Here is a 19,379-nt window from a genome sequence, read left to right as displayed (position 1 = left end):
CCGAGGAGCGCCGCATGTCCTTGTCCCCCACCCGCCGCCGCGTGGCCGTCGTCGGCACCGGAGCCATCGTCGGCGGCAGTCATCTGCCCGCGCTGCGGGCCCATTCCGACCGGGTGGAGCTGGTCGCCGCCGTCGACGTCGACCAGGAGAGGCTCGACGCCTTCCGCGAGCTGGCCGGCGGCCAGGTCGCCGGGTACACCTCGGTGGACGCGATGCTGGACGCCGTCCGCCCCGATCTGGTCCTCATCGGGACGCCGCCCTCCCTGCACCGCGACCAGACGGTGGCCGCGCTCAAGGCCGGTGCCTGGGTGCTGTGCGAGAAGCCGCTCACCCTGTCGCTCGCCGAGTACGACGAGATCGCCGCCGCGGAGGAGGCCTCCGGGGCGTACGCGGCGGTCGTCTTCCAGCACCGCTACGGCTCCGGCGCGGTGCACGCCCGCGAGCTGATCGCCGGCGGCGAGCTGGGCGCCCCGCTGGTGGCGCACTGCCAGACCACCTGGCACCGGGACGCCGCCTACTACGCCGTCCCGTGGCGCGGGAAGTGGGCCAGCGAGGGCGGCGGCCCGACCATGGGCCACGGCATCCACCAGTACGACCTGATGCTGCACCTGCTCGGCGAGTGGGAGGAGATCCGGGCCATGGCCGCCCGGCTCGTCCACGACACCGAGAGCGAGGACGTCTCCACCGCGCTGGTCCGGTTCAGGAGCGGAGCCCTCGCCACCGTCGTCAACAGCGTGCTGTCCCCGGACGAAGTGAGCCGTATCCGCATCGACTGCGCGGACGCCACCGTCGAGCTCACCCACCTGTACGGCCACACCAACGACAGCTGGGTCTACACCCCGGCCCCGCACGTCGCCTCCGACCGCGCCATCGCCTGGCGCACCCCCTCGAACGACGTGCCCAGCTCGCACACGGCCCAACTGGGCGCACTCCTGGACGCCTACGACAACGGCACCAGACCACCGGGCAGCGGCCAGGACGCCCGCGCCACCCTGGAGTTCGCCGCCGCCCTGTACAAGGCGGCGTTCACCGGCCGCTCCGTGCACGCGGGTGAGATCGGCCCCGGCGACCCCTTCTACGAGGCCATGCACGGCGAGTACCCCGACTGGGCCCCCAAGGAGCGCGCATGAGCATCCGAGTCACCCACACCCACGGCGAGGACATCGCCGTCACGGCGGCGAACGGCACGGAGATCCTCCGCTACGTCTACCGCCCCGACCCGGATCCCTTCGAGTCCCGCAAGCCGTACGCCCACCCGGTGCGCACCCTGTCCGGGCGCACGGTCACCGGCTACCGCCCGAACGACCACCGCTGGCACAAGGGCCTCCAGATGACCGCGAGTCATCTGTCCGGCCAGAACTTCTGGGGCGGCAACTGCTACGTCCACGGCCAGGGCTATCTGCGCCTGCCCGAGCGCGTCGGCTTCATGCGGCACGACGGCTTCCCGGAGTTCACGGTCGAGGACGACCGCCTCGCCTTCACCGAGGAGCTCACCTGGGTCGAGAACGGCGGCGAGGAGTGGGCGCGCGAGGTGCGGGGGCTGACCGTCCACTCGGTGGACGAGGAGGCCGGCGCCTGGGCCCTGGACTGGTCGATCCGCCTCACCAACGTCCGTTCCGAGCCGCTGGCCTTCGGTTCCCCGACCACCGCCGGCCGTGAGATGGCCGGCTACACCGGACTCCAGTGGCGCGGCCCGCGCGACTTCACCGGCGGCACGGTCTTCGCCCCGGGCACCGACGCCGACGCGGGCAAGCTCATGGGCACCCAGGGCCCCTGGCTCGCCTTCACCACCGAGCACGACGACGTCGACGGCCACTCCACCCTCGTCTTCGCGCACGCGCCCGAGAACCTCGACGAGACGTCCGCGGTCCACGAGTCGCACTGGTTCGTCCGCTCCGAGCCCTTCCCGACGGTCGCCTTCTCCTGGGCGTTCTTCGAGGAGTTCGAACTCCCGCCGGGCGAGTCCTTCGCCTTCCGGTACCGGCTCGTCGTCGCCGACGGTGCCTGGGACCGCGACCGGGTCGGCACGCACCTGGAGGGCCTGCCGTGGTGAGCGACGCCAAGCCCGCCCTGCCGCACCCGCTGCCCGGCGCGATCGGCCTGTCCCATCTGAGCGCCTACGACTGGGAGGCCGCCGACGGCGTCTGCGGCGGCAGCCCGCATCTGCACCTGGTCTGCACCGAGGCGTACGTCGTCACCGGCGGCCGGGGCGCGGTCCAGACGCTGAGCCCCGACGGCTACCGGGACATCCCCCTCGAAGCCGGCTCCATCGCCTGGTTCACGCCGGGCACCGTCCACCGCATGGTGCAGGGCGGCGATCTGCGCATCACCGTGCTGATGCAGAACAGCGGCCTGCCCGAGGCCGGGGACGCCGTGTTCACCTTCCCGCCCGAGGTGCTCGCCGACCCCGAGAGGTACGCCGCCGCGGCGACCCTGCCGCCCGGCACGGGACCGGAGACGGCGGCGGCCGCCCAGCGCCGCCGCGACCTCGCCGTGGAGGGCTACCTCGCCCTGCGCGAGGCGCTCGTCGCCGGCGACAACGGCCCGTACCTGGAGTTCCAGCGGGCCGCCGCCCGGATCGTGCGCGACAAGGTGCCCACCTGGCGCGCCCTGTGGCGGGCGGGCGCCCTGGCCACCGCCGAGCGCACCGGCGCCCAGCTCGACGCGCTGGCCGACGGCGAACCCGCCTACCTCGGCGAGGCCACCGCTTACGAGGCCGCGCCCACCCGGCTCGGCGGCTTCGGCATGTGCGGCCGGCGGGACGAGTACAACCTGCCCGGGACGACGCTGCCGTACCAGGGGGAGTAACCGCACGAACGAGGGGGGACCTCAACCGAACTCCGAGGAGAGAAGAGGTGACCTCGGCATGCCCGGACACAGGACAAAGGGGTTCTGCGCGTCGGCCGCCGCACTGGCACTGTGTGCCGTGCTGGCGGGCTGCGGAGGATCCGGGGAATCGGCCGGCGGCGGCAAGGTCGTGCTGCGCTACACGTGGTGGGGCAACCCCGACCGCGCGGAACGCACCGAGCAGGCCGTCGCGCTGTTCGAGAAACAGCATCCGGACGTCGACGTGACGACGTCGTTCTCCGGCTACGACGCCTACAAACAGAAGCTCGCCACCCAGGCCGCCGGCGGTGACGCGCCGGACGTGATGCAGCTGGACTACCGCCAGATCGACCAGTACGCCTCCGGCGGCGTCCTGCTCGACCTGGCGAAGCAGAAAGCCGTCCTGCGCACCTCCGAGATCGACCAGGGCCTGCTCGCCACCGGCCGCGTGGACGACGTCCAGTACGCGATCCCGCAGGGCCGCGGCACCGAGACCGTCGCCTACGACGTCGGTACGTGGAAGAAGTCGGGAGTGCCCCTCCCCGGCAAGAGCTGGACCTGGAGCCAGTGGGCCGACACCATGCGCGCCCTGGCCAAGAAGACCGGCAAGCCAGGGGCGACCGACCCCGGCCAGAGCGAGGACGCCTTCGAGGTCTGGCTGCGCGGGCAGGGCAAGGCCCTCTACACGGAGGACGGCGGACTCGGCTTCACCGCCGACGACCTCACCCGCTGGTGGACCTTCACCGACAAGCTGCGCCGCGAGGGTGCCGTCTCGCCCGCCGAGCAGACCACCCAGCTCGACGGCTCCGTCGAGAACACCCCGCTGGGGCGCGGCACATCCGTCACCGACGCCAACTGGGACGCCCCGGCCAGCGGCTTCCTCGCCCTCGTCAAGGGCGGCGTCGCCCTCGCCCCCATGCCGTCCGGCGAGGACGGCACCCCCGGCCAGTACTTCAAGCCCTCCATGTTCGTCGGGGTCTCCGCGAACACCGCCCATCCGAAGGAGGCGGCACAGCTCGTCGACTTCCTGGTCAACGACCGGCAGGCCGCGAAGATCCTCGGCGCGAGCCGCGGCATCCCCGTCAACGAGCAGGTCCGCGACGAGATAGGCCCGGCGCTCAAGGACTTCGACAAGACCATCGCCGACTTCCAGGCGTCCCTGGAGGGCAAGCTCAAGGACCCGCCCCAGGCACCGCCGGCGGGCGACAACGCCCTCCAGAGCACCTTCCAGCGCGACTACGACCAGGTGTCCTACGCGCGCATGTCGCCCCGTGAGGCGGCCGAGAACTACATCACCGAGGCGAAGGCGGAGCTGAGGTCATGACCACCACCGCGATCCCCACGGAGACCGAACGCGTCACCGCCACCACCCCGAAGCGCCGTCCCAAGCGCGAACGCGAGGGCGCCGCCTGGGTGTTCCTCTCGCCCTGGGTCCTCGGCGCGATCGTCCTGACACTGCTGCCGATGGCCGTGTCGCTGTACCTGTCGTTCACCGACTACGACCTGTTCAACCCGCCGCAGTGGGTGGGCCTGCGCAACTACGTCCAGATGTTCACCGAGGACCCGCGCTACTGGCGCTCGGTCGTGACGACGGTGACGTACGTCGTCATCGCCGTGCCCCTGCAACTGGCCCTCGCCCTGGTCGTCGCGCTCGCCCTGAAGGGCATGAAGCGCGGCAAGGCCTTCTACCGCTCCGCCTTCTACGCGCCCTCGCTGCTCGGCGCGTCGATGTCCATCGCCCTCGTCTGGCGTGCGGTCTTCAACGACGGCGGCACGGTCGACAACCTGCTCGGCACCGGCGGCTGGGTCAACAAGCTTGGCTGGTCGCTGCTCGCCGTCGCGCTCCTGACGGTGTGGCAGTTCGGAGCACCGATGGTCATCTTCCTCGCCGGTCTCCAGCAGATCCCCGCCGAGCTGTACGAGGCGGCGGCGGTCGACGGGGCCGGGAAGTGGCGGCAGTTCCTGTCCGTCACCGTGCCGATGCTGTCCCCGGTGCTGTTCTTCAACCTGGTCCTCCAGACCATCCAGGCCTTCCAGGTGTTCACGCCCGCTTTCGCGGTCAGCGCGGGCAAGGGCGGACCGGCCGACTCGACCCTCGTCTACACCATGTACCTCTACGACCGCGGCTTCGTCGCCTCCCACATGGGCTACGCCTCCGCCATGGCCTGGGTGCTGCTCCTCGTGATCGGTGTGGTCACGGCGGTGCTGTTCCGCACCTCCCGCTCCTGGGTCTTCTACGCCTCCGAGGGGGAGCGATGACCTCGACCGCTATGTCCCACAAGCCCGTCCGCTGGGGGCGGGTCGCCGTCCACCTGGGCTGCCTGGCCGCCCTGCTGGTCATGCTGTACCCGCTGGCGTGGCTGCTGGCCACCTCGCTCAAGCCCGCCGACGAGGTCATCGCGAGCCTCGACCTGCTGCCCAGCCACCTGGAGTGGTCGAACTACTCCACGGCCATGGAGGGCGTCAACGACGTCTCCATCTGGCGGCTGCTCACCAACTCGCTGCTGATCGCCGGTGGCGCGGTCCTCGGCAACGTCATCAGCTGTTCGCTCGCCGCCTACGCCTTCGCACGCCTCAGGTTCCGGCTGCGCGGGCCGCTGTTCGCCTTCATGATCGCCACGATCATGCTGCCGCACCACGCGGTGCTGATCCCGCAGTACATCATCTTCAACCAGCTCGGCCTGGTGAACACCTACTGGCCGCTGATCCTGCCGAAGTTCCTCGCCACCGAGGCGTTCTTCGTCTTCCTCATCGTGCAGTTCATGCGCGGCCTGCCGCGCGAGCTGGAGGAGGCGGCCCGGATCGACGGCTGCGGACCCTTCCGCAGCTTCTTCCAGGTCGTGCTGCCGCTCACCCGGCCGGCGCTGATCACCACCGCCATCTTCACGTTCATCTGGACCTGGAACGACTTCTTCACCCAGCTCATCTACCTGTTCGACCCGGACAAGTTCACGCTGACCCTCGCGCTGCGCTCCTTCGTGGACGCCTCCAGTACCTCCGCGTTCGGCCCGATGTTCGCCATGTCGGTGATCGCGCTGCTGCCGATCGTGCTGTTCTTCCTCGCCTTCCAGCGGTTCCTGGTGGAGGGCATGGCCAGCTCCGGAGTGAAGGGGTGAGCGGGATGCGGACCCAAGAGGCCGGTGAGGTGTTCGGGCCGCGCATGACGCTGTTCGCGGACGTGCTGAGCGTCGGCCTCGCCACGTCGGTGGCCTGTCTGCCGTTGGTGACCGCACCGGCCGCGCTGTCGACGGCGTGCGCCGTACTGCGCGGCGCCGGACAGGACCGGCCCGTCACGGCCGGGAGGTACGTCGTCCTGCTGCGGCAACGGCTGCGGGCCGGTGACCTGCTGGCGGGGGCCGTCGCCCTGGCGGGTCTGCTGCTGTTCGCGGCCGACCTGGCGCTGGCCGGGGCCGGGCTGCCCGGGGCGCCGCTGTTCGCGGTGACCGCCGCGGTCATCGGCGCCTGCGCGGCGGTCGTCGGCCTGCGGGCCTGCGCACGCCCCGAGTCGCTCACCGACTGGCGCGCGGCGGTGCGCGGGGCCGCCCGGGACGCCGTGGCGGACGCGGGCGGCAGCGGGCTGGTCCTGCTGGCCGTGGCGACGGCCGCGCTGTGCGCCTGGATGCTGCTGCCGTTGGCCTTCCTGGCTCCGGGACCGCTCGCCCTGGCGCTCACGGCTGTGGACGTACGCCGGTCCGCTGCTGCTTCCCTGCAATAGCCAACTCCTGCCACAGCACCGCGTGGACGTACTGCGGCCTCACCGCCGCAGGGCAGCGCCGATGCTGATCCGCGGCCACGAACGGGCCGCCGTGAGGAGCGCCTGCGTCCTGGCCGACGGAGTGGCCGCCGCCGCTGCCGCCGCCAGGGCCGCCGCGGCGCTCGCGATGCCGAGGACCGCGCCCGCGGCCACGTCGCCCGGATAGTGCACGCCCGTGTGGATACGGGAGTAGCCGACGGCGCTCGCCAGCGCCCCGAGCGGCACCGCGGCGGGGGGCAGGACCACACCGACGGCGGTGGCGAACGCGACCGCCGACGCCGTGTGCCCGGACGGGAACGAGGCCGACGTCGGCATCGGAACGTGCCGGTCCACCGTCACCCGGGCCGCTTCCCGGTCCGGCCGGGCCCGGCGCACCAGGCGCTTGCCCAGCAGGTTGGCGGAGGCCGAGGCCACGGCGATCGCCCCGACACCGGCGAACGCGGCCCTGCGGGGCCGCTTCCCGCCCAGCGCCAGGGCGGCGGCGATGGCGAACGAGATCTTGGAGTGGTCGGCCGCGTGCGACAGATGGCGCAGCGTCCGGTCGAGCGTGGGCGTGGGAGTGGCGGCCACCGCCGCGTACAGGGCGCCGTCCACGGCCCTGAGATCGCCCATGACGGCACCCAGGAGCCGGCCGGGCCCGCCCGAGGGCTTCCCGTCCTCCGGGAGCGGACGAAGGGCGTCCTCGTCTGTGGTCGTCGGATCGGTCATGTGCTTCTCCCCGCAGTGGCCTTCCTCAGCAAGGTACCGGCTCGCGCCGGGCGCACGCTCGGCGCCCCCGCGGGCCGGTACCTCCCGAGTGCCCATGTCGGGCGACTGAACCCGTCTGCTGGACTGGGGGCATGACGCCCCTGTCACGCCGGGTCCTGCGCGCACTCGACCGTTTCCACGCCGCCTGTCCCTGGGACCACAACGCCCACTTCCACCGCTGGATCCTGCGGCAGCTCCCCAGGCGTGCCGGGACCGCCCTGGACGTGGGATGCGGCAGCGGCGACCTCGCCCGGCTGCTGGCCGGCCGGGCCGAGCGGGTGCACGGGGTCGACGCCGACCCGGGCATCACGGCCCGGGCGCGGGAGCTGACCCCCACGGCGGTCCCGGTGACGTACACGGTGGCCGACGCGCCGGCCGGGCTTCCCGACGGTCCGTACGACGTCATCACCTGCGTCGCCGTGGTGCACCACCTCCCGTTCACCCGGGCACTGGAAGCCTTCCGTGACCGTCTGGCCGCCGGCGGCACCCTGGTGATCGTCGGTGTGTTCCGGGAGCGGACGCCCGCCGACCACCTCCTCGCGCTCGCGTCCATTCCGCTCAACATCGTCATGGCACTGCTCAAGAACCGGGGCCGCCCGGCGCCTCGCCCCGTCTCGATGACGGCCCGCACGAGTCCGGCGGACATGACCTTCCCGGAGATCGCCCGCGCGGCCCGGACCGTCCTGCCCGGCGCCCGACTGCGCCGCCGCCTGTTCTGGCGCTACACGCTGGTGTGGCGCCACCCCTGACGGCCCGGCGGTTCAGGGGCTCTCGCCCCCTCAGCCCGCGGCCCGGAACGTGCGCAGCCCCACCGAGATCAGCCATGGCCACGACCACGACGGGAACCGCCGGCACCACGGCCGTGACCAACCGCTGCCGCAGCGGCCGCAGTTCGTCGGGCTCCTCGATCCGCTCCTCCTGCCCGGCAGGGGGAGCGGGCTCCTGCGCGGTGTACCCGGTCGCCTCGACGGTGGCGATCAGGTCGCCGACGGAGACGTCACCGCCGTAGCCGACCTTCGCCTTCTCGGTCGCCTAGTTGACGGTGGCGGTGACCCCGTCCATGCGGTTGAGCGGTCGTGCCGGTGGTCATGGCTCACACCCGCCCGGTCAGCTCGTAGCCGGCCTCGTCGACGGTCTCGGCGATCAGGGCGTCGTCGGGCTCGCCCGAGCTGGTGACGGTGACCTGCCCGGCGTCGAGGTCGACCTCGACGCCGCTGACGCCGTCCAGCTCGCCGATGACCTTGGTCAGCGTGGCCTTGCAGTGGCCGCAGGACATTCCGGAGACGGCGTAGGTGGTGGCGGGCATGGCGTGCCTCCTGGGTACGGTCAAGATTCTCCGATACGGGGCGGGGGTATAACCTCGCCAGTTCCTGTATACCCCCACGGGGTATTAGACACAAGCGGAGAACGACTTGACTTGGTACCCCCCAGGGGTATGGTGAGCTGTGTGGACGCCCGCATGGGCGCGGGCGGCCCGGTTCTGAAGGAGATGCCGGCCATGAACACCGGACTGAAGATCACGAGCTTCGCCGCCGCCCTGGCTGCGACCTTCGGCATGGCCTACGGCGTCGGCCAGGGCATCGCCCCCGTCGTCGCCGACAACCCGCCGAAACACAAGGACGAGCACACCCCGCCCACATCGCGGTCCGAGGAGGCCGGCGGCCACACCGGGCACGACACGCCCCCGGCCGGCGGGCTCCAGATCTCGGAGGACGGCTACACCCTCGACCTGGAGACCCCGAGCGTCACCGCCGGGCAGCGGGCCGACCTGCGTTTCACGGTCAGGGACGGCAGCGGCCGGGCCGTCACCGCGTACCAGCGCGAACACGAGATGGAACTGCACCTCATCGTGGCCTCACGCGACCTGGTCACCTACCGCCATCTGCACCCCACCCGCGCCGCCGACGGCACCTGGAGCACCCCCGTCGACCTGCCCCGGGCGGGCGGCTACCGCGTCTTCGCCGACTTCACCCCGGCGAAGAAGGACGCCCGGAACCTCACCCTCGGCGCGGACCTCGCCGCCTCCGGCCCGTACCAGCCGAAGGAACTGCCCGCGCCGAGCCCCACGGCCACGACCAACGGCTACGAGGTGAAGCTGTCCGGCGCCCTGCGGCCCGGCAAGGCGAGCGAACTGAAGCTGAAGGTCTCCCGCGACGGCGAGCCCGTCACGAACCTCCAGCCGTACCTGGGCGCCTACGGCCACCTCGTCGCCCTGCGCTCCGGTGACCTCGCCTACCTCCACGTCCACCCGAACGGCGAACCCGGCGACGGCAAGACCAGGCCCGGCCCGGACATCTCCTTCACGGCCACGGCCCCCAGCGCCGGTTCCTACCGCCTGTTCCTCGACTTCAAGCACGACGGGAAGGTCCACACGGCGGCGTTCACCGTCAGGGCCGGGGGAGCGGCAGCCGGTTCCGGTACCCCCGAGGGGCATGCGGACGACGGCCACGGGCACTGAGCGTCAGCCGAGCGCCCGGTCCAGATTGAAGGCCGCACTGATCAGCGCGAGATGCGTGAACGCCTGCGGGAAGTTGCCCTGCTGCTCCCCGGTGTGGCTGATCTCCTCGGCGTACAGGCCGAGATGGTTGGCGTACGTCAGCATCTTCTCGAAGGCGAGGCGCGCCTCGTCGATCCGGCCGGCGTGCACCATGGCCTCGACGTACCAGAACGAGCAGATGGAGAACGTGCCCTCGTCGCCGCGCAGCCCGTCCGGACTGGCCTGCGGGTCGTAGCGGTAGACCAGCGAGTCGGAGACCAGTTCCTCGGTGAGCGCGTCCAGGGTCGACAGCCACTTCGGATCGGTCGGGGCGATGAACTTCGTCAGCGGCATCATCAGCAAGGCCGCGTCCAGCACGTCCCCGTCCTCGTGCTGGACGAAGGCCCGGCGCGCCTTTGACCAGCCCCGGCTCATGATCCGCCGGTAGATCGTGTCGCGGTGCTCCCGCCAGCGCGGCAGGTCGGCGGGCAGGCCGCGCCGGTTGGCCATGCGGATGGCCCGCTCGATCGCCACCCAGCACATCAGCCGCGAGTACAGGAAGTTCTTGCGGCCGCCCCGCGTCTCCCAGATCCCCTCGTCGGGCTGGTCCCAGTTCTCGCACACCCAGTCCACCAGCGCGCACACGTCGTCCCACTGGTCGCTGGAGACGGGCTTGGCCCACTTGTCGAAGAGGTAGATGGAGTCGATCAGCGCGCCGTAGATGTCGAGCTGGAGCTGGTCGGCCGCCGCGTTGCCGACCCGTACCGGCGCGGAACCCTGGTGGCCCTCCAGATGGTCGAGTGTCGTCTCGGGCAGCTCGGTGCGCCCGTCGATGCCGTACATGATCTGCAAGGGGCCGGAGGGCTTGCCGTCGCCCGGGCTGATGTGCCGGGTCACGAAGTCCATGAACGCCTCGGCCTCACCGGTGAAGCCCAGCCGCAGCAGGGCGTAGACGCAGAAGGCCGCGTCGCGCACCCACACGTACCGGTAGTCCCAGTTGCGTTCGCCGCTGAGCTGCTCGGGCAGACTCGTCGTCGGCGCGGCCACGATCGCCCCGGTCGGCGCGTAGGTGAGCAGCTTCAGCGTCAGCGCCGAGCGGTGCACCATCTCCCGCCAGCGGCCCCGGTACTTGGAGGCGGACAGCCAGCGCCGCCAGTACGCCACCGTCGCCGCGAACTGCTCCTCCGCCTCGGTGTGCGCGCACCGGCGGGGCAGGACGTCGCCGCCCACCTTGTCCAGCGCGAACACCGCCGACTCGCCCTCGGCGAGCTTGAAGTCCCCGCGTACGTCCGGCCCGTCCGTCTCCAGCGGCACGGTCGCGGTCAGCGCCAGCGCGAGCCCGTCCGCCTCGAAGAGCGCCGTCTCACCGATCAGCCGGACGGTGTGCGGCCGGGTGCCGTAGTCGAACCGGGGGGCGACGCGGGTGCGGAACGGGATCGAGCCGCGTACGCACACCACCCGGCGGATCAGCCGGTGCCGCTCGGCCTCGGCCGTCGTGCCGTCGACCGGCATGAAGTCCTGGACCTCGCCGACGCCGTCCTCGGTGAAGAACCGGGTGATCAGGACGTTGGTGTCGGGGAAGTAGAACTGCTTGGTCCGCGCCGGGACCGCCGCCGCCAGTTCGAAGCAGCCGCCGCGCTCGGCGTCCAGGATCGAGGCGAACACGCTGGGCGCGTCGAAGGACGGGCAGCAGTACCAGTCGATCGTGCCGTCGGTCCCCACCAGGGCCACGCTGCGCAGGTCGCCGATCAGCCCGTGTTCCGCGATCGGCAGATACCGCCGGACGCCCGGCACGTCGTGGTCCTCCGCTGGTCCGCCCATGACCGCCTCCCTGGCAGTACGCGCCTCAGCCCCAGCCTAGGGCGTCACTGCGGGGAACGGCGGTCACACCGTGACGCCCCGCAGCCCGGCCTCCTCTAACCCCCGCACCGTCACCGCGCCGGCCGCCGGATCCCTGATCAGCGGGCTTATCGCCTCGGCAGCGCAGATCCGGGCGAACGCCCCCTGTCCCAGCTCGCTGGAGTCGGCGGCCACGACCGCGCGCTCCGCCCGTTCGCTGCGACGTCCAGTCGGCAGCGCTCGACGGCAGTGCCAGCGGCGCCTTTCAGCGGGCGTGGCGCACCGAACGCCCCCTGCTGCTTGATATTGCTCGAAAGTTGGCGATATCTTGCAGGAACAATCACAGTGGAGGGTGCTGCATGACGCATGTCGAGGACGAGCTGACCAGCCAGCCCGAGTGCTGGGCACGCGCCGCGGCACAGGCGCCCGGGTACGCGGCGGTGCTGCCGGCGCCGGGGGAGCGGGTGGCGATCGTCGGGTGCGGCACCTCGTACTTCATGGCGCAGGCGGCCGCGGCCCTGCGCGAGAGCGCCGGCCAGGGCGAGACCGACGCGTTCGCCGCCTCGGAGTTCCCGTACGGCCGCGCCTACGACCGGGTCGTCGCCCTCACCCGCTCCGGCACCACGACCGAGGTCCTCGATCTGCTCGGCAGGCTGAAGGACCGCACCCGCACCACCGCGATCACGGCCGCGCCGGACACGCCCGTGAGGACGGCGGCCGACGACCTCGCCGTACTCGACTTCGCGGACGAACGCTCCGTCGTCCAGACCCGGTTCGCCACCACGGCCCTCACCCTGCTCCGCGCCCACCTGGGACTCCACCCCGAAGCCGCCGTCACCGACGCGCGCACCGCCCTGGCGGAACCCCTGCCCGAAGGCCTGGCCGACTGCGATCAGTTCACCTTCCTGGGAAGCGGCTGGACCGTCGGCCTGGCCAACGAGGCCGGGCTGAAGATGCGCGAGGCGTCACTGTCCTGGGCGGAGGCCTATCCGGCGATGGAGTACCGGCACGGACCCATCAGTGTCACCACGAGCGGCACCGCGACCTGGATGTTCGGGGACGCGCCGGACGGACTCGCCGAACAGGTGCGCGGCACGGGCGCGTTGTGGATCACCGGAGCCCTGGACCCGCTCGCCGAACTCGTCCGTGCCCAGCGCCTCGCGGTCGCCGTCGCCGCATCACGCGGCCTCGACCCGGACCAGCCGCGCCATCTCGCCCGCTCGGTGATCCTCGCCCACTGACCTCGGAGGCACCGTGCCCCTCACCACCACCGGCGAGCTCATCACCCGTGCCGCCGCAGCCCGTTCCGCCGTCGCCTCCTTCAACGTCATCACGCTGGAGCACGTCGAGGCCGTCATCGCGGGCGCCGAATCCGTGACCGCCCCCGTCGTGCTCCAGGTCAGCGAGAACGCGGTCAAGTTCCACGGCGGACAACTGCTCCCGCTCGCCCGCGCGGCCGTCGCCGCGGCGGAACGGGCCGCCGTGCCGGTCGCGTTGCACCTCGATCACGTGCAGAGCGAGACGCTGCTGCACCAGGCCGCGGAGGCCGGCTTCAGCTCCGTGATGTACGACGCGGCCCGGCTGCCCTACGAGCAGAACCTCGCCGCGACCCGGGCGGCGGTCGACTGGGCGCACGCCCAAGGGCTCTGGATCGAGGCCGAGCTGGGGCAGATCGGGGGCAAGAACGGCAGACCCCCGCTGGACGCGCACGCCCCGGGCGCCCGCACCGACCCCGACGAGGCCCGGGCCTTCGTCGCCGACTCGGGCGTGGACGCCCTGGCCGTCGCCATCGGCAGCACCCACGCCATGACCACCCGCACCGCCACCCTCGACCACGCCCTGCTCAAACAGTTGTCGGCCGCGCTGGACGTCCCGCTCGTCCTGCACGGCTCCTCCGGCGTCCCGGACGGCGAACTCACGGCGGCGGTCGCGGGCGGCATCACCAAGGTCAACATCGGCACGGCCCTGAACATCGCGCTGACCGGCGCGATCCGGGAGTTCCTCGCCGGCCGGCCCGAGGCGGTCGACCCGCGCGGCTACCTGACGGTCGCGCGGGAGGCCATGACGCGGGCGGTGACAAGGACCCTCCAGACCCTCGGCGCGGCTAGCGCTTGACGGCCTTCAGCACCACGAACTTCGGGTCACTCGCCACGAGCCGGCTGTTGCCGAACAGCTTCCGCAGCTTCACGTGGTAGCCCAGATGCCGGTTGCCGATCACCCACAGCTCGCCGCCCGGCCGCAGCGCACGCCGCGCTCCGGTGAACATCCGCCAGGCCGTGGCGTCCGTCGTCGCCTGATGGGAGTGGAACGGCGGGTTGTTCAGGACCAGGTCCACACTGTCGGCCGGCACGCCCGCCAGCCCGTCGCCCACCCGGAACTCCGCGTGCCCCGGCACGCCGTTCGCCTTGTACGTCGCCTCCGCCGACGCGACGGCCTGGAACGACTCGTCCACGAACAGCACCTCGGCCGCCGGGTCGGCCAGCGCCACCGCCGTCCCGACCACGCCGTTGCCGCACCCCAGGTCCACCACCCGCCGGCCGCCCCCGCCGCCCGGCAGATGCTCCAGGAAGAACCGCGTACCGATGTCGAGACGGTCGGCGCAGAAGACACCCGCGTGGTTCACGACCGTGCGCCCCGACGCCGGCCCGATGCCGTCCGGGAGCGTGTAGGCGTACGGCCATGGACTGGCGGGCCGCTCCAGCGCGGGATCCGGCGTGCAGAAGATCAGCCGGGCCTTCTTCTCGGCGAGCGACGTGCGGGTCGGGCCGAGGATCCGCTCGAACAGCCGCAGCGTCGAGGTGTGGATCTCCTTCGCCATGCCCGTGCCCACGACGACCGTTCCCGCGTGCACCGCCGGCGCCAGCCGCAGCAACTGGTCCTCCAGCAGCGCCAGACTCTTCGGCACCCGCACGAGGAGAACGTCGACGCGGTCCGGTGGCGGGTCCTGCGTGGTGAGCAGCCGGACCGCGCCGGGCTCGACGCCGTGCCGCGCGAGGTTGGCCCGGGTCGCCTCCTGGGCCAGATGGGAATCCGTGATCTGCGTCGGCCGGTGCTCCGCCAGCGCCGTGACCAGGGCACCCCAGCGGTCCCCGACGACCACGACCGTGCCCGACAGCGGGACCCCCTCCTGCGCCAGATACCTCAGCAGGTACTCGTCGGAGGCGTCCCAGGCACGCAGCCTGTCGCGCGGGTCCTCGGGGAAACGGGTCAGCGCGAGCTCGCCCCAGGGCGTCGTCATACGGTCGTTCATCGTGCGTCCAGGCTAGCCGAGCCGCAGCTCAGCCCAGGTCGGGGAGGACGAGGAGAGGATGGGAGGCATGGACGGCGAACTGTTCCCCAGAGCCCGCACGCAGGTGGCGCCGGGCGCGGTGCACGTGCCGGACTGGCTGGACGCCGAGCGCCAGCGCGAGCTGCTGGAGGCCTGCCGCGCGTGGGCGCGCCCGCCGGCCGGGCTGCGCACGGTCCGCACCCCCGGCGGCGGCACCATGACCGCCCGGCAGGTCTGTCTCGGCTGGCACTGGCACCCCTACGCCTACGCCCGCACGGTCGTCGACGGCGACGGCGCCCCCGTGAAGCCGTTCCCCGACTGGCTGGGCGAGCTGGGCCGCCGGGCCGTGCGGGACACACTCGGGGGACCGGCACCGGCGTACGACATCGCCCTCGTCAACTTCTACGACGCCGATGCCCGGATGGGCATGCACCGCGACAGCGACGAGAAGTCGGACGCGCCGGTGGTGTCACTGAGCCTCGGCGACACCTGCGTCTTCCGCTTCGGCAACCCCGAGACCCGCACCCGGCCCTACACCGACGTCGAGCTCCGCAGCGGCGACCTGTTCGTCTTCGGCGGCCCGTCCCGGCTCGCGTACCACGGGGTCCCCCGGGTACACGGAGGCACGGCACCGCCCGGCCTGGGCCTGACCGGACGGCTCAACATCACGCTCCGGGTCAGCGGCCTGTAGGCCGCGGGCCCTACGGATCATGGGAGACTCGCCCTCATGAGCGGGAAGGCGGACCCCCGGCCGGCGGGGGATGGGAGCACCTCGACGAGGACGCGGCTGGACCGGGGGCGCGGAGCGCTCGGACCCGCGCTGGAGCTCGTGCACACCGGACGCGCGCCGACCCGGGCCGTACTCACCGCCGAGCTCGGCGTGACACGGGCGACGGCCGGAGCGGTCGCCGCCGAACTGGAGGCGCTCGGGCTGATCCGGGTCGACGCCCGGCCCGGCGCGGCGGCGGGTTCGCAGGGCCGGCCCTCGCACAAGCTGGCCGTCGCCGAGGACGGTCCCGTCGCGCTCGCCGCGCAGGTGCACGCCGACGGCTTCCGGGCGGCGCTGGTCGGACTGGGCGGCCGGATCGTCGCCACCGCGCCCGGCTGCGAGGTCGTCGACGCCGACCCGGCGAAGGTGCTCGCCTCCGTCGTCACGGCGGGCGCCGAGCTGCTGCGGGAGACGGGGCGGCGGTGCGTGGGCGCGGGACTGGCCGTCCCCTCCGCGGTCGCCGAACCCGAGGGCCTGGCACTGAACCCGCTGCACCTCGCCTGGCCCGCGGGCTCGCCCGTCCGGGACATCTTCGCCGAGCAGGTGCACGCGGCCGGTCTCGACGGACCCGCGTTCGCCGCGAACGACGTCAACCTCGCCGCGCTCGCCGAGCACCGGCACGGCGCCGGACGCGGCTCCCGCGACCTGCTGTGCGTGGCCACCGGCCACCGGGGAGTCGGCGGCGCGCTCGTCCTCGACGGCCGCCTCCACCGGGGCAGTTCGGGTCTCGCGCTGGAGGTCGGCCACCTCACCGTCCACCCCGAGGGCCGCCCCTGCCACTGCGGCAGCAGAGGCTGCCTGGACGTGGAGACCGATCCCCTGGCCTTCCTCACCGCGGCCGGACGCGAACCGGGCCCCGAGGTGTCCCTGCTCCAGCAGTCCATCGACCTGATCCGCCACCACTACGACGACCCGGGCGTCCGCACCGCCACCGAGACCCTCATCGACCGGCTCGGCCTCGGACTCGCCGGTCTCGTCAACATCCTCAACCCGGACCGGATCATCCTCGGCGGCCTGCACCGCACCCTCCTGGACGCCGACCCCGGCCGCCTCCGCGCGGTCGTCGCCGACCGCAGCTTGTGGGGCCAGAGCGGCGGCGTCCCGATCCTCGCGTGCACCCTCGACCACAACAGCCTGGTCGGCGCGGCCGAACTGGCCTGGCAGCCGGTCCTGGACGACCCCTTGGGCGCGCTCTTCTGATCTGCCCGAGTCTTACTCCCGCGTCAGGCTCCACAGCGCCGCCACCAGCGGCCGCCGCAGGTCGGCCCGCCGGACGCACAGCCCGATGGGGAACGGCTCCGGCGCCGGATCGGCCGGCACCACCGCCAGCCGCTCCCGCACCGCGCTGTTCTCCAGCACCAGGCGCGGCACCACGCCCGTGCCGCACCCCAGCGCGACCAGCGTGAGCAGCCCCTCGTGGCCGTCCGGTTCACAGGCCACGTCGGGTGCGGTGCTCCGGGCGCGGAACCAGCGGTCGGCGGCATCGCGGACCAGCCCGCGGTGGGGGAGGACGAAAGGCCCGTCGAGCCCGGGATCCGGCCGGTCCCGGGCCGTGACCAGCACCAGTTCGGTCACCGCGACCGTCCGGCTCACCAGCGCCTCCGGCAGCCTCGACGGGATCCCCGCCACGGCCGCGTCGACCTCCCCCTCGTCCAACCGGGCCAGGGCGGCCGCCGCGTCACCCGTACGCAGATCGAGCCGGACCTGGGGATGCGCGGCACGGAAGGGCGCCAGCAGGTCCGGCAGCAGCGCCTGGCACGCAGTCACCGTGGCGAACAGGGCCAGGCGGCCGGTGAGTTCGGCCGGGTCGGGGTGCTCCTCGCGGTAGGCGCGCCACAACTCCAGGGCCCGTACGGCGTACTCGCGGAAGCGGTGCCCCTCCGCCGTCAGCGACACCCCGCGCGGCCCCCGGTCGAACAGCCGGTGCCCGAGGTCCGCCTCCAGCCGCTGCACGGTCCGGGTCAGCGTCGCCGGGCTGACGTGACAGTCCAGGCTCGTCCGGCCGAAGTTGAGCGTCTGCGCCAGATGCAGGAACAGCCGCAGCCCCCGGTGATCGCCCCGCACGGCCTGCGCCTTTCATTCGATGCAACAGGGCGCTGCACAAGTTGCGCTTGCCGCAACGCTCCGGCCGAGCCTACAACTCGACCATGACCTCGACGACCACGTACACCTCCCGCGTCTTCCCCCTCGACACCATGGACGTACCCGGCGGCACCGAGACCGTCCTGCGCGGCGGACGGCACCTCTTCCCGCTGCTCCCGCAGGCCTTCGCCGGTGTCCGGCGGATCGGCGTCATCGGCTGGGGCCCCCAGGGGCGGGCACAGGCCCTCAACCTGCGCGACTCCCTCGCCGGCACGGACATCCGGGTGGCCGTCGGACTGCGCCCCGGCTCCGGCTCCCGCGTCGACGCCCGAGCCCACGGCTTCACCGAGGACGACGGCACACTCGGCGACTGGCTCGCGGTCGCGGGAGCGAGCGACCTGGTGATCCTGCTGATCGCCGACCACGCGCTCGCGGCCCATCACGAGAAGATCTTCGCGGCCCTTGAGCCCGGCGCCGTCATCGGCCTCTCGCACGGCTTCCTGCTCGGCCATCTGCGGGAAACGGGCGGCGAGTTCCCGCCGGGCCACGGGGTGATCGCCGTGTGCCCCAAGGGCATGGGCGACTCCGTGCGGCGGCTCTACGAACAGGGCGCGCACATCAACGGCGCCGGGATCAACAGCAGTTTCGCCGTGCACGCGGACCCCGACGGACGGGCCGTCGACCTCGCACTCGGCTGGTCGGTGGCGCTCGGCTCCCCCTACACCTTCCGCACCACGCTCGACAGCGAGTACCGCTCGGACATCGTCGGCGAACGCGCCATCCTGCTCGGGGCCGTCCACGGCATCGTCGAGAGCCTGTACACCCGCTTCCGCCTCGCCGGCGACGACGAGGTGACGGCGTACGAACGGTCCTGCGAGAACGTCACCGGCCCGATCGCCCGCACTATCTCGCGGGCCGGGCTGCGGGCCGTGCGTGAGGGCCTCGACCAGGAGGACCGGGACGTCTTCGACCGGGCGTACACGGCCACCTACGCCCCCGCGCGCGAGATCGTCGCGGAGATCTACGACGAGGTCGCCGACGGCACCGAACTGCGCAGCGTGATCCTCGCCGAGCGACGGCTCGGCGCACGTCCGATGAGCCGGATCGGCGGATCCCCGATGTGGTCGCTGAGCGACCGGGTGCGGGCCCGGCGCGACACCCGCGACCTGCCCGTCGACGCGTTCACCGCCGGCGTGTTCGTCGCCACCATGACCGCCCAGATCGACGAGTTCACCGAGCGCGGGCACCCCTGGTCGGAGATCGTCAACGAGTCCGTCATCGAGGCCGTCGACTCGCTGCTGCCGTACATGCACGCCCGGGACGTGGCCTGCATGGTCGACAACTGCTCCCGCACGGCCCGCCTCGGTGCCCGCCGCTGGGGCCCGCGCTTCCACGCCGCCTACGAGCAGATCGCCTACCCGGCCGTCGACCACCCGGCGGACGCGACGCTGCTCGCGGCCTTCGCCGCCCACCCCGTGCACGAGGCCCTGGCCGCGGCGGCGAAGCTGCGGCCGTCCGTGGACATCTCGGTGACCTGAGCCGGTCACCGCGCACGGCCGCCGGGTCGCGACCACGAGGTCGTGCCGGCGGGGCGACGGCCCGTACTGCGCAGATCTCG

20 protein-coding genes and 1 pseudogene are annotated in these 19,379 nt (G+C 72.6%); 14 read left to right on the top strand and 7 right to left on the bottom strand.

The features are described 5' to 3' along the window. The first annotated feature begins 14 nt into the window (after positions 1-14). The 7 genes from ABFX81_RS20685 to ABFX81_RS20655 are packed head-to-tail and all read left to right on the top strand — an operon-like array spanning position 15 to position 6,541. Complete coding sequence (locus ABFX81_RS20685) at positions 15-1,130, top strand: Gfo/Idh/MocA family protein (protein ID WP_086853695.1); 1,116 nt, start codon at positions 15-17, stop codon at positions 1,128-1,130. Further along, the gene (locus ABFX81_RS20680) at positions 1,127-2,053 is read left to right on the top strand and encodes a DUF6807 family protein (protein ID WP_086853693.1); all 927 of its coding nucleotides are present in this window, start codon (positions 1,127-1,129) and stop codon (positions 2,051-2,053) included. The genes ABFX81_RS20685 and ABFX81_RS20680 overlap by 4 nt, the downstream gene beginning before the upstream one ends. Beyond that, a complete protein-coding gene (locus ABFX81_RS20675; RefSeq protein WP_346138463.1) occupies positions 2,047-2,808 on the top strand; it encodes a cupin domain-containing protein in 762 nt (253 codons plus the stop codon). Before ABFX81_RS20680 ends, ABFX81_RS20675 begins: the two co-directional genes overlap by 7 nt. A 58-nt stretch (positions 2,809-2,866) precedes the next feature. Beyond that, complete coding sequence (locus ABFX81_RS20670; RefSeq protein ID WP_086850514.1) at positions 2,867-4,150, top strand: extracellular solute-binding protein; 1,284 nt, start codon at positions 2,867-2,869, stop codon at positions 4,148-4,150. Next, a complete protein-coding gene (locus ABFX81_RS20665; RefSeq protein WP_086850512.1) occupies positions 4,147-5,085 on the top strand; it encodes an ABC transporter permease subunit in 939 nt (312 codons plus the stop codon). Before ABFX81_RS20670 ends, ABFX81_RS20665 begins: the two co-directional genes overlap by 4 nt. After that, entirely contained in the window at positions 5,082-5,942 is an 861-nt protein-coding gene (locus ABFX81_RS20660; RefSeq protein WP_086850510.1) for an ABC transporter permease subunit, read from the top strand. The genes ABFX81_RS20665 and ABFX81_RS20660 overlap by 4 nt, the downstream gene beginning before the upstream one ends. 5 nt (positions 5,943-5,947) lie before the next feature. Continuing rightward, the gene (locus ABFX81_RS20655; RefSeq protein ID WP_086850508.1) at positions 5,948-6,541 is read left to right on the top strand and encodes a hypothetical protein; all 594 of its coding nucleotides are present in this window, start codon (positions 5,948-5,950) and stop codon (positions 6,539-6,541) included. Between the two features lie 39 nt (positions 6,542-6,580). On the opposite strand, the gene ABFX81_RS20650 is transcribed toward ABFX81_RS20655, so the two are convergent. Further along, positions 6,581-7,288 (bottom strand): phosphatase PAP2 family protein, encoded by a 708-nt coding sequence (locus tag ABFX81_RS20650; RefSeq protein ID WP_086850505.1) that lies wholly within the window; start codon positions 7,286-7,288, stop codon positions 6,581-6,583. Between the two features lie 131 nt (positions 7,289-7,419). Here ABFX81_RS20650 and ABFX81_RS20645 point away from each other — a divergent pair, with 131 nt between their 5' ends. Continuing rightward, positions 7,420-8,076 (top strand): methyltransferase domain-containing protein, encoded by a 657-nt coding sequence (locus ABFX81_RS20645; protein ID WP_086850502.1) that lies wholly within the window; start codon positions 7,420-7,422, stop codon positions 8,074-8,076. 73 nt (positions 8,077-8,149) lie between these two features. On the opposite strand, the pseudogene ABFX81_RS20640 reads toward ABFX81_RS20645, so the two are convergent. Further along, positions 8,150-8,404, bottom strand: a pseudogene (locus tag ABFX81_RS20640) (heavy metal translocating P-type ATPase); the annotation flags it as partial. 16 nt (positions 8,405-8,420) lie between these two features. Beyond that, a complete protein-coding gene (locus tag ABFX81_RS20635; protein WP_086850500.1) occupies positions 8,421-8,633 on the bottom strand; it encodes a cation transporter in 213 nt (70 codons plus the stop codon). Between the two features lie 192 nt (positions 8,634-8,825). Here ABFX81_RS20635 and ABFX81_RS20630 point away from each other — a divergent pair, with 192 nt between their 5' ends. Then, positions 8,826-9,785 carry a hypothetical protein gene (locus tag ABFX81_RS20630; protein WP_086850518.1) on the top strand — a complete coding sequence of 320 codons (960 nt, stop codon included), beginning with the start codon at positions 8,826-8,828 and terminating at the stop codon, positions 9,783-9,785. A gap of 3 nt (positions 9,786-9,788) precedes the next feature. Here ABFX81_RS20630 and ABFX81_RS20625 read toward each other — a convergent pair whose 3' ends face one another. Together ABFX81_RS20625 and ABFX81_RS20620 are read right to left on the bottom strand one after the other, a co-directional pair. Further along, the gene (locus ABFX81_RS20625) at positions 9,789-11,624 is read right to left on the bottom strand and encodes a glycoside hydrolase family 15 protein (protein ID WP_086850498.1); all 1,836 of its coding nucleotides are present in this window, start codon (positions 11,622-11,624) and stop codon (positions 9,789-9,791) included. A gap of 63 nt (positions 11,625-11,687) precedes the next feature. Then, a complete protein-coding gene (locus ABFX81_RS20620; RefSeq protein ID WP_428837201.1) occupies positions 11,688-11,837 on the bottom strand; it encodes a hypothetical protein in 150 nt (49 codons plus the stop codon). A gap of 164 nt (positions 11,838-12,001) precedes the next feature. Here ABFX81_RS20620 and ABFX81_RS20615 point away from each other — a divergent pair, with 164 nt between their 5' ends. Then, complete coding sequence (locus ABFX81_RS20615; protein WP_086850496.1) at positions 12,002-12,883, top strand: SIS domain-containing protein; 882 nt, start codon at positions 12,002-12,004, stop codon at positions 12,881-12,883. A gap of 13 nt (positions 12,884-12,896) precedes the next feature. Next, positions 12,897-13,757 carry a ketose-bisphosphate aldolase gene (locus tag ABFX81_RS20610; RefSeq protein WP_086850494.1) on the top strand — a complete coding sequence of 287 codons (861 nt, stop codon included), beginning with the start codon at positions 12,897-12,899 and terminating at the stop codon, positions 13,755-13,757. On the opposite strand, the gene ABFX81_RS20605 is transcribed toward ABFX81_RS20610, so the two are convergent. Further along, positions 13,747-14,880: a methyltransferase gene (locus tag ABFX81_RS20605; RefSeq protein ID WP_086850493.1), complete on the bottom strand. Its 1,134-nt coding sequence runs from the start codon at positions 14,878-14,880 to the stop codon at positions 13,747-13,749. The two genes, ABFX81_RS20610 and ABFX81_RS20605, sit on opposite strands and share 11 nt — an antisense overlap. Positions 14,881-14,959: 79 nt before the next feature. Between ABFX81_RS20605 and ABFX81_RS20600 the strand changes: the two genes are divergently transcribed. Both ABFX81_RS20600 and ABFX81_RS20595 read left to right on the top strand, forming a co-directional pair. After that, positions 14,960-15,601: an alpha-ketoglutarate-dependent dioxygenase AlkB gene (locus tag ABFX81_RS20600; protein ID WP_086850491.1), complete on the top strand. Its 642-nt coding sequence runs from the start codon at positions 14,960-14,962 to the stop codon at positions 15,599-15,601. Between the two features lie 36 nt (positions 15,602-15,637). After that, positions 15,638-16,879, top strand: coding sequence for an ROK family protein (locus ABFX81_RS20595; protein ID WP_086850489.1), 1,242 nt, complete (start codon positions 15,638-15,640; stop codon positions 16,877-16,879). A 12-nt stretch (positions 16,880-16,891) separates the two neighbouring features. Here the strand turns inward: ABFX81_RS20595 and ilvY are convergent, their stop codons facing one another. Further along, a complete protein-coding gene (ilvY, locus tag ABFX81_RS20590) occupies positions 16,892-17,743 on the bottom strand; it encodes an HTH-type transcriptional activator IlvY (RefSeq protein ID WP_086850487.1) in 852 nt (283 codons plus the stop codon). 83 nt (positions 17,744-17,826) lie between these two features. On the opposite strand from ilvY, the gene ABFX81_RS20585 reads away from it, so the two are divergent. Further along, positions 17,827-19,299, top strand: coding sequence for a ketol-acid reductoisomerase (locus tag ABFX81_RS20585; protein WP_086850485.1), 1,473 nt, complete (start codon positions 17,827-17,829; stop codon positions 19,297-19,299). Positions 19,300-19,379 lie beyond the last annotated feature (80 nt).

Source organism: Streptomyces coeruleofuscus (assembly GCF_039532725.1).
Taxonomy (GTDB): Bacteria; Actinomycetota; Actinomycetes; order Streptomycetales; family Streptomycetaceae; genus Streptomyces; species Streptomyces coeruleofuscus.
Note: the sequence above shows the minus strand (reverse complement) of the source record. Positions and strands in the feature narration are given on the sequence as shown.

Coding starts and splice junctions, on each gene's coding strand:
- ABFX81_RS20685 (WP_086853695.1), top strand. CDS start 15: ATGTCCTTGTCCCCCACCCGCCGCCGCGTGGCCGTCGTCGGCACCGGA.
- ABFX81_RS20680 (WP_086853693.1), top strand. CDS start 1,127: ATGAGCATCCGAGTCACCCACACCCACGGCGAGGACATCGCCGTCACG.
- ABFX81_RS20670 (WP_086850514.1), top strand. CDS start 2,867: ATGCCCGGACACAGGACAAAGGGGTTCTGCGCGTCGGCCGCCGCACTG.
- ABFX81_RS20665 (WP_086850512.1), top strand. CDS start 4,147: ATGACCACCACCGCGATCCCCACGGAGACCGAACGCGTCACCGCCACC.
- ABFX81_RS20660 (WP_086850510.1), top strand. CDS start 5,082: ATGACCTCGACCGCTATGTCCCACAAGCCCGTCCGCTGGGGGCGGGTC.
- ABFX81_RS20655 (WP_086850508.1), top strand. CDS start 5,948: ATGCGGACCCAAGAGGCCGGTGAGGTGTTCGGGCCGCGCATGACGCTG.
- ABFX81_RS20650 (WP_086850505.1), bottom strand. CDS start 7,288: ATGACCGATCCGACGACCACAGACGAGGACGCCCTTCGTCCGCTCCCG.
- ABFX81_RS20645 (WP_086850502.1), top strand. CDS start 7,420: ATGACGCCCCTGTCACGCCGGGTCCTGCGCGCACTCGACCGTTTCCAC.
- ABFX81_RS20635 (WP_086850500.1), bottom strand. CDS start 8,633: ATGCCCGCCACCACCTACGCCGTCTCCGGAATGTCCTGCGGCCACTGC.
- ABFX81_RS20630 (WP_086850518.1), top strand. CDS start 8,826: ATGAACACCGGACTGAAGATCACGAGCTTCGCCGCCGCCCTGGCTGCG.
- ABFX81_RS20625 (WP_086850498.1), bottom strand. CDS start 11,624: ATGGGCGGACCAGCGGAGGACCACGACGTGCCGGGCGTCCGGCGGTAT.
- ABFX81_RS20615 (WP_086850496.1), top strand. CDS start 12,002: ATGACGCATGTCGAGGACGAGCTGACCAGCCAGCCCGAGTGCTGGGCA.
- ABFX81_RS20605 (WP_086850493.1), bottom strand. CDS start 14,880: ATGACGACGCCCTGGGGCGAGCTCGCGCTGACCCGTTTCCCCGAGGAC.
- ABFX81_RS20600 (WP_086850491.1), top strand. CDS start 14,960: ATGGACGGCGAACTGTTCCCCAGAGCCCGCACGCAGGTGGCGCCGGGC.
- ABFX81_RS20595 (WP_086850489.1), top strand. CDS start 15,638: ATGAGCGGGAAGGCGGACCCCCGGCCGGCGGGGGATGGGAGCACCTCG.
- ABFX81_RS20585 (WP_086850485.1), top strand. CDS start 17,827: ATGACCTCGACGACCACGTACACCTCCCGCGTCTTCCCCCTCGACACC.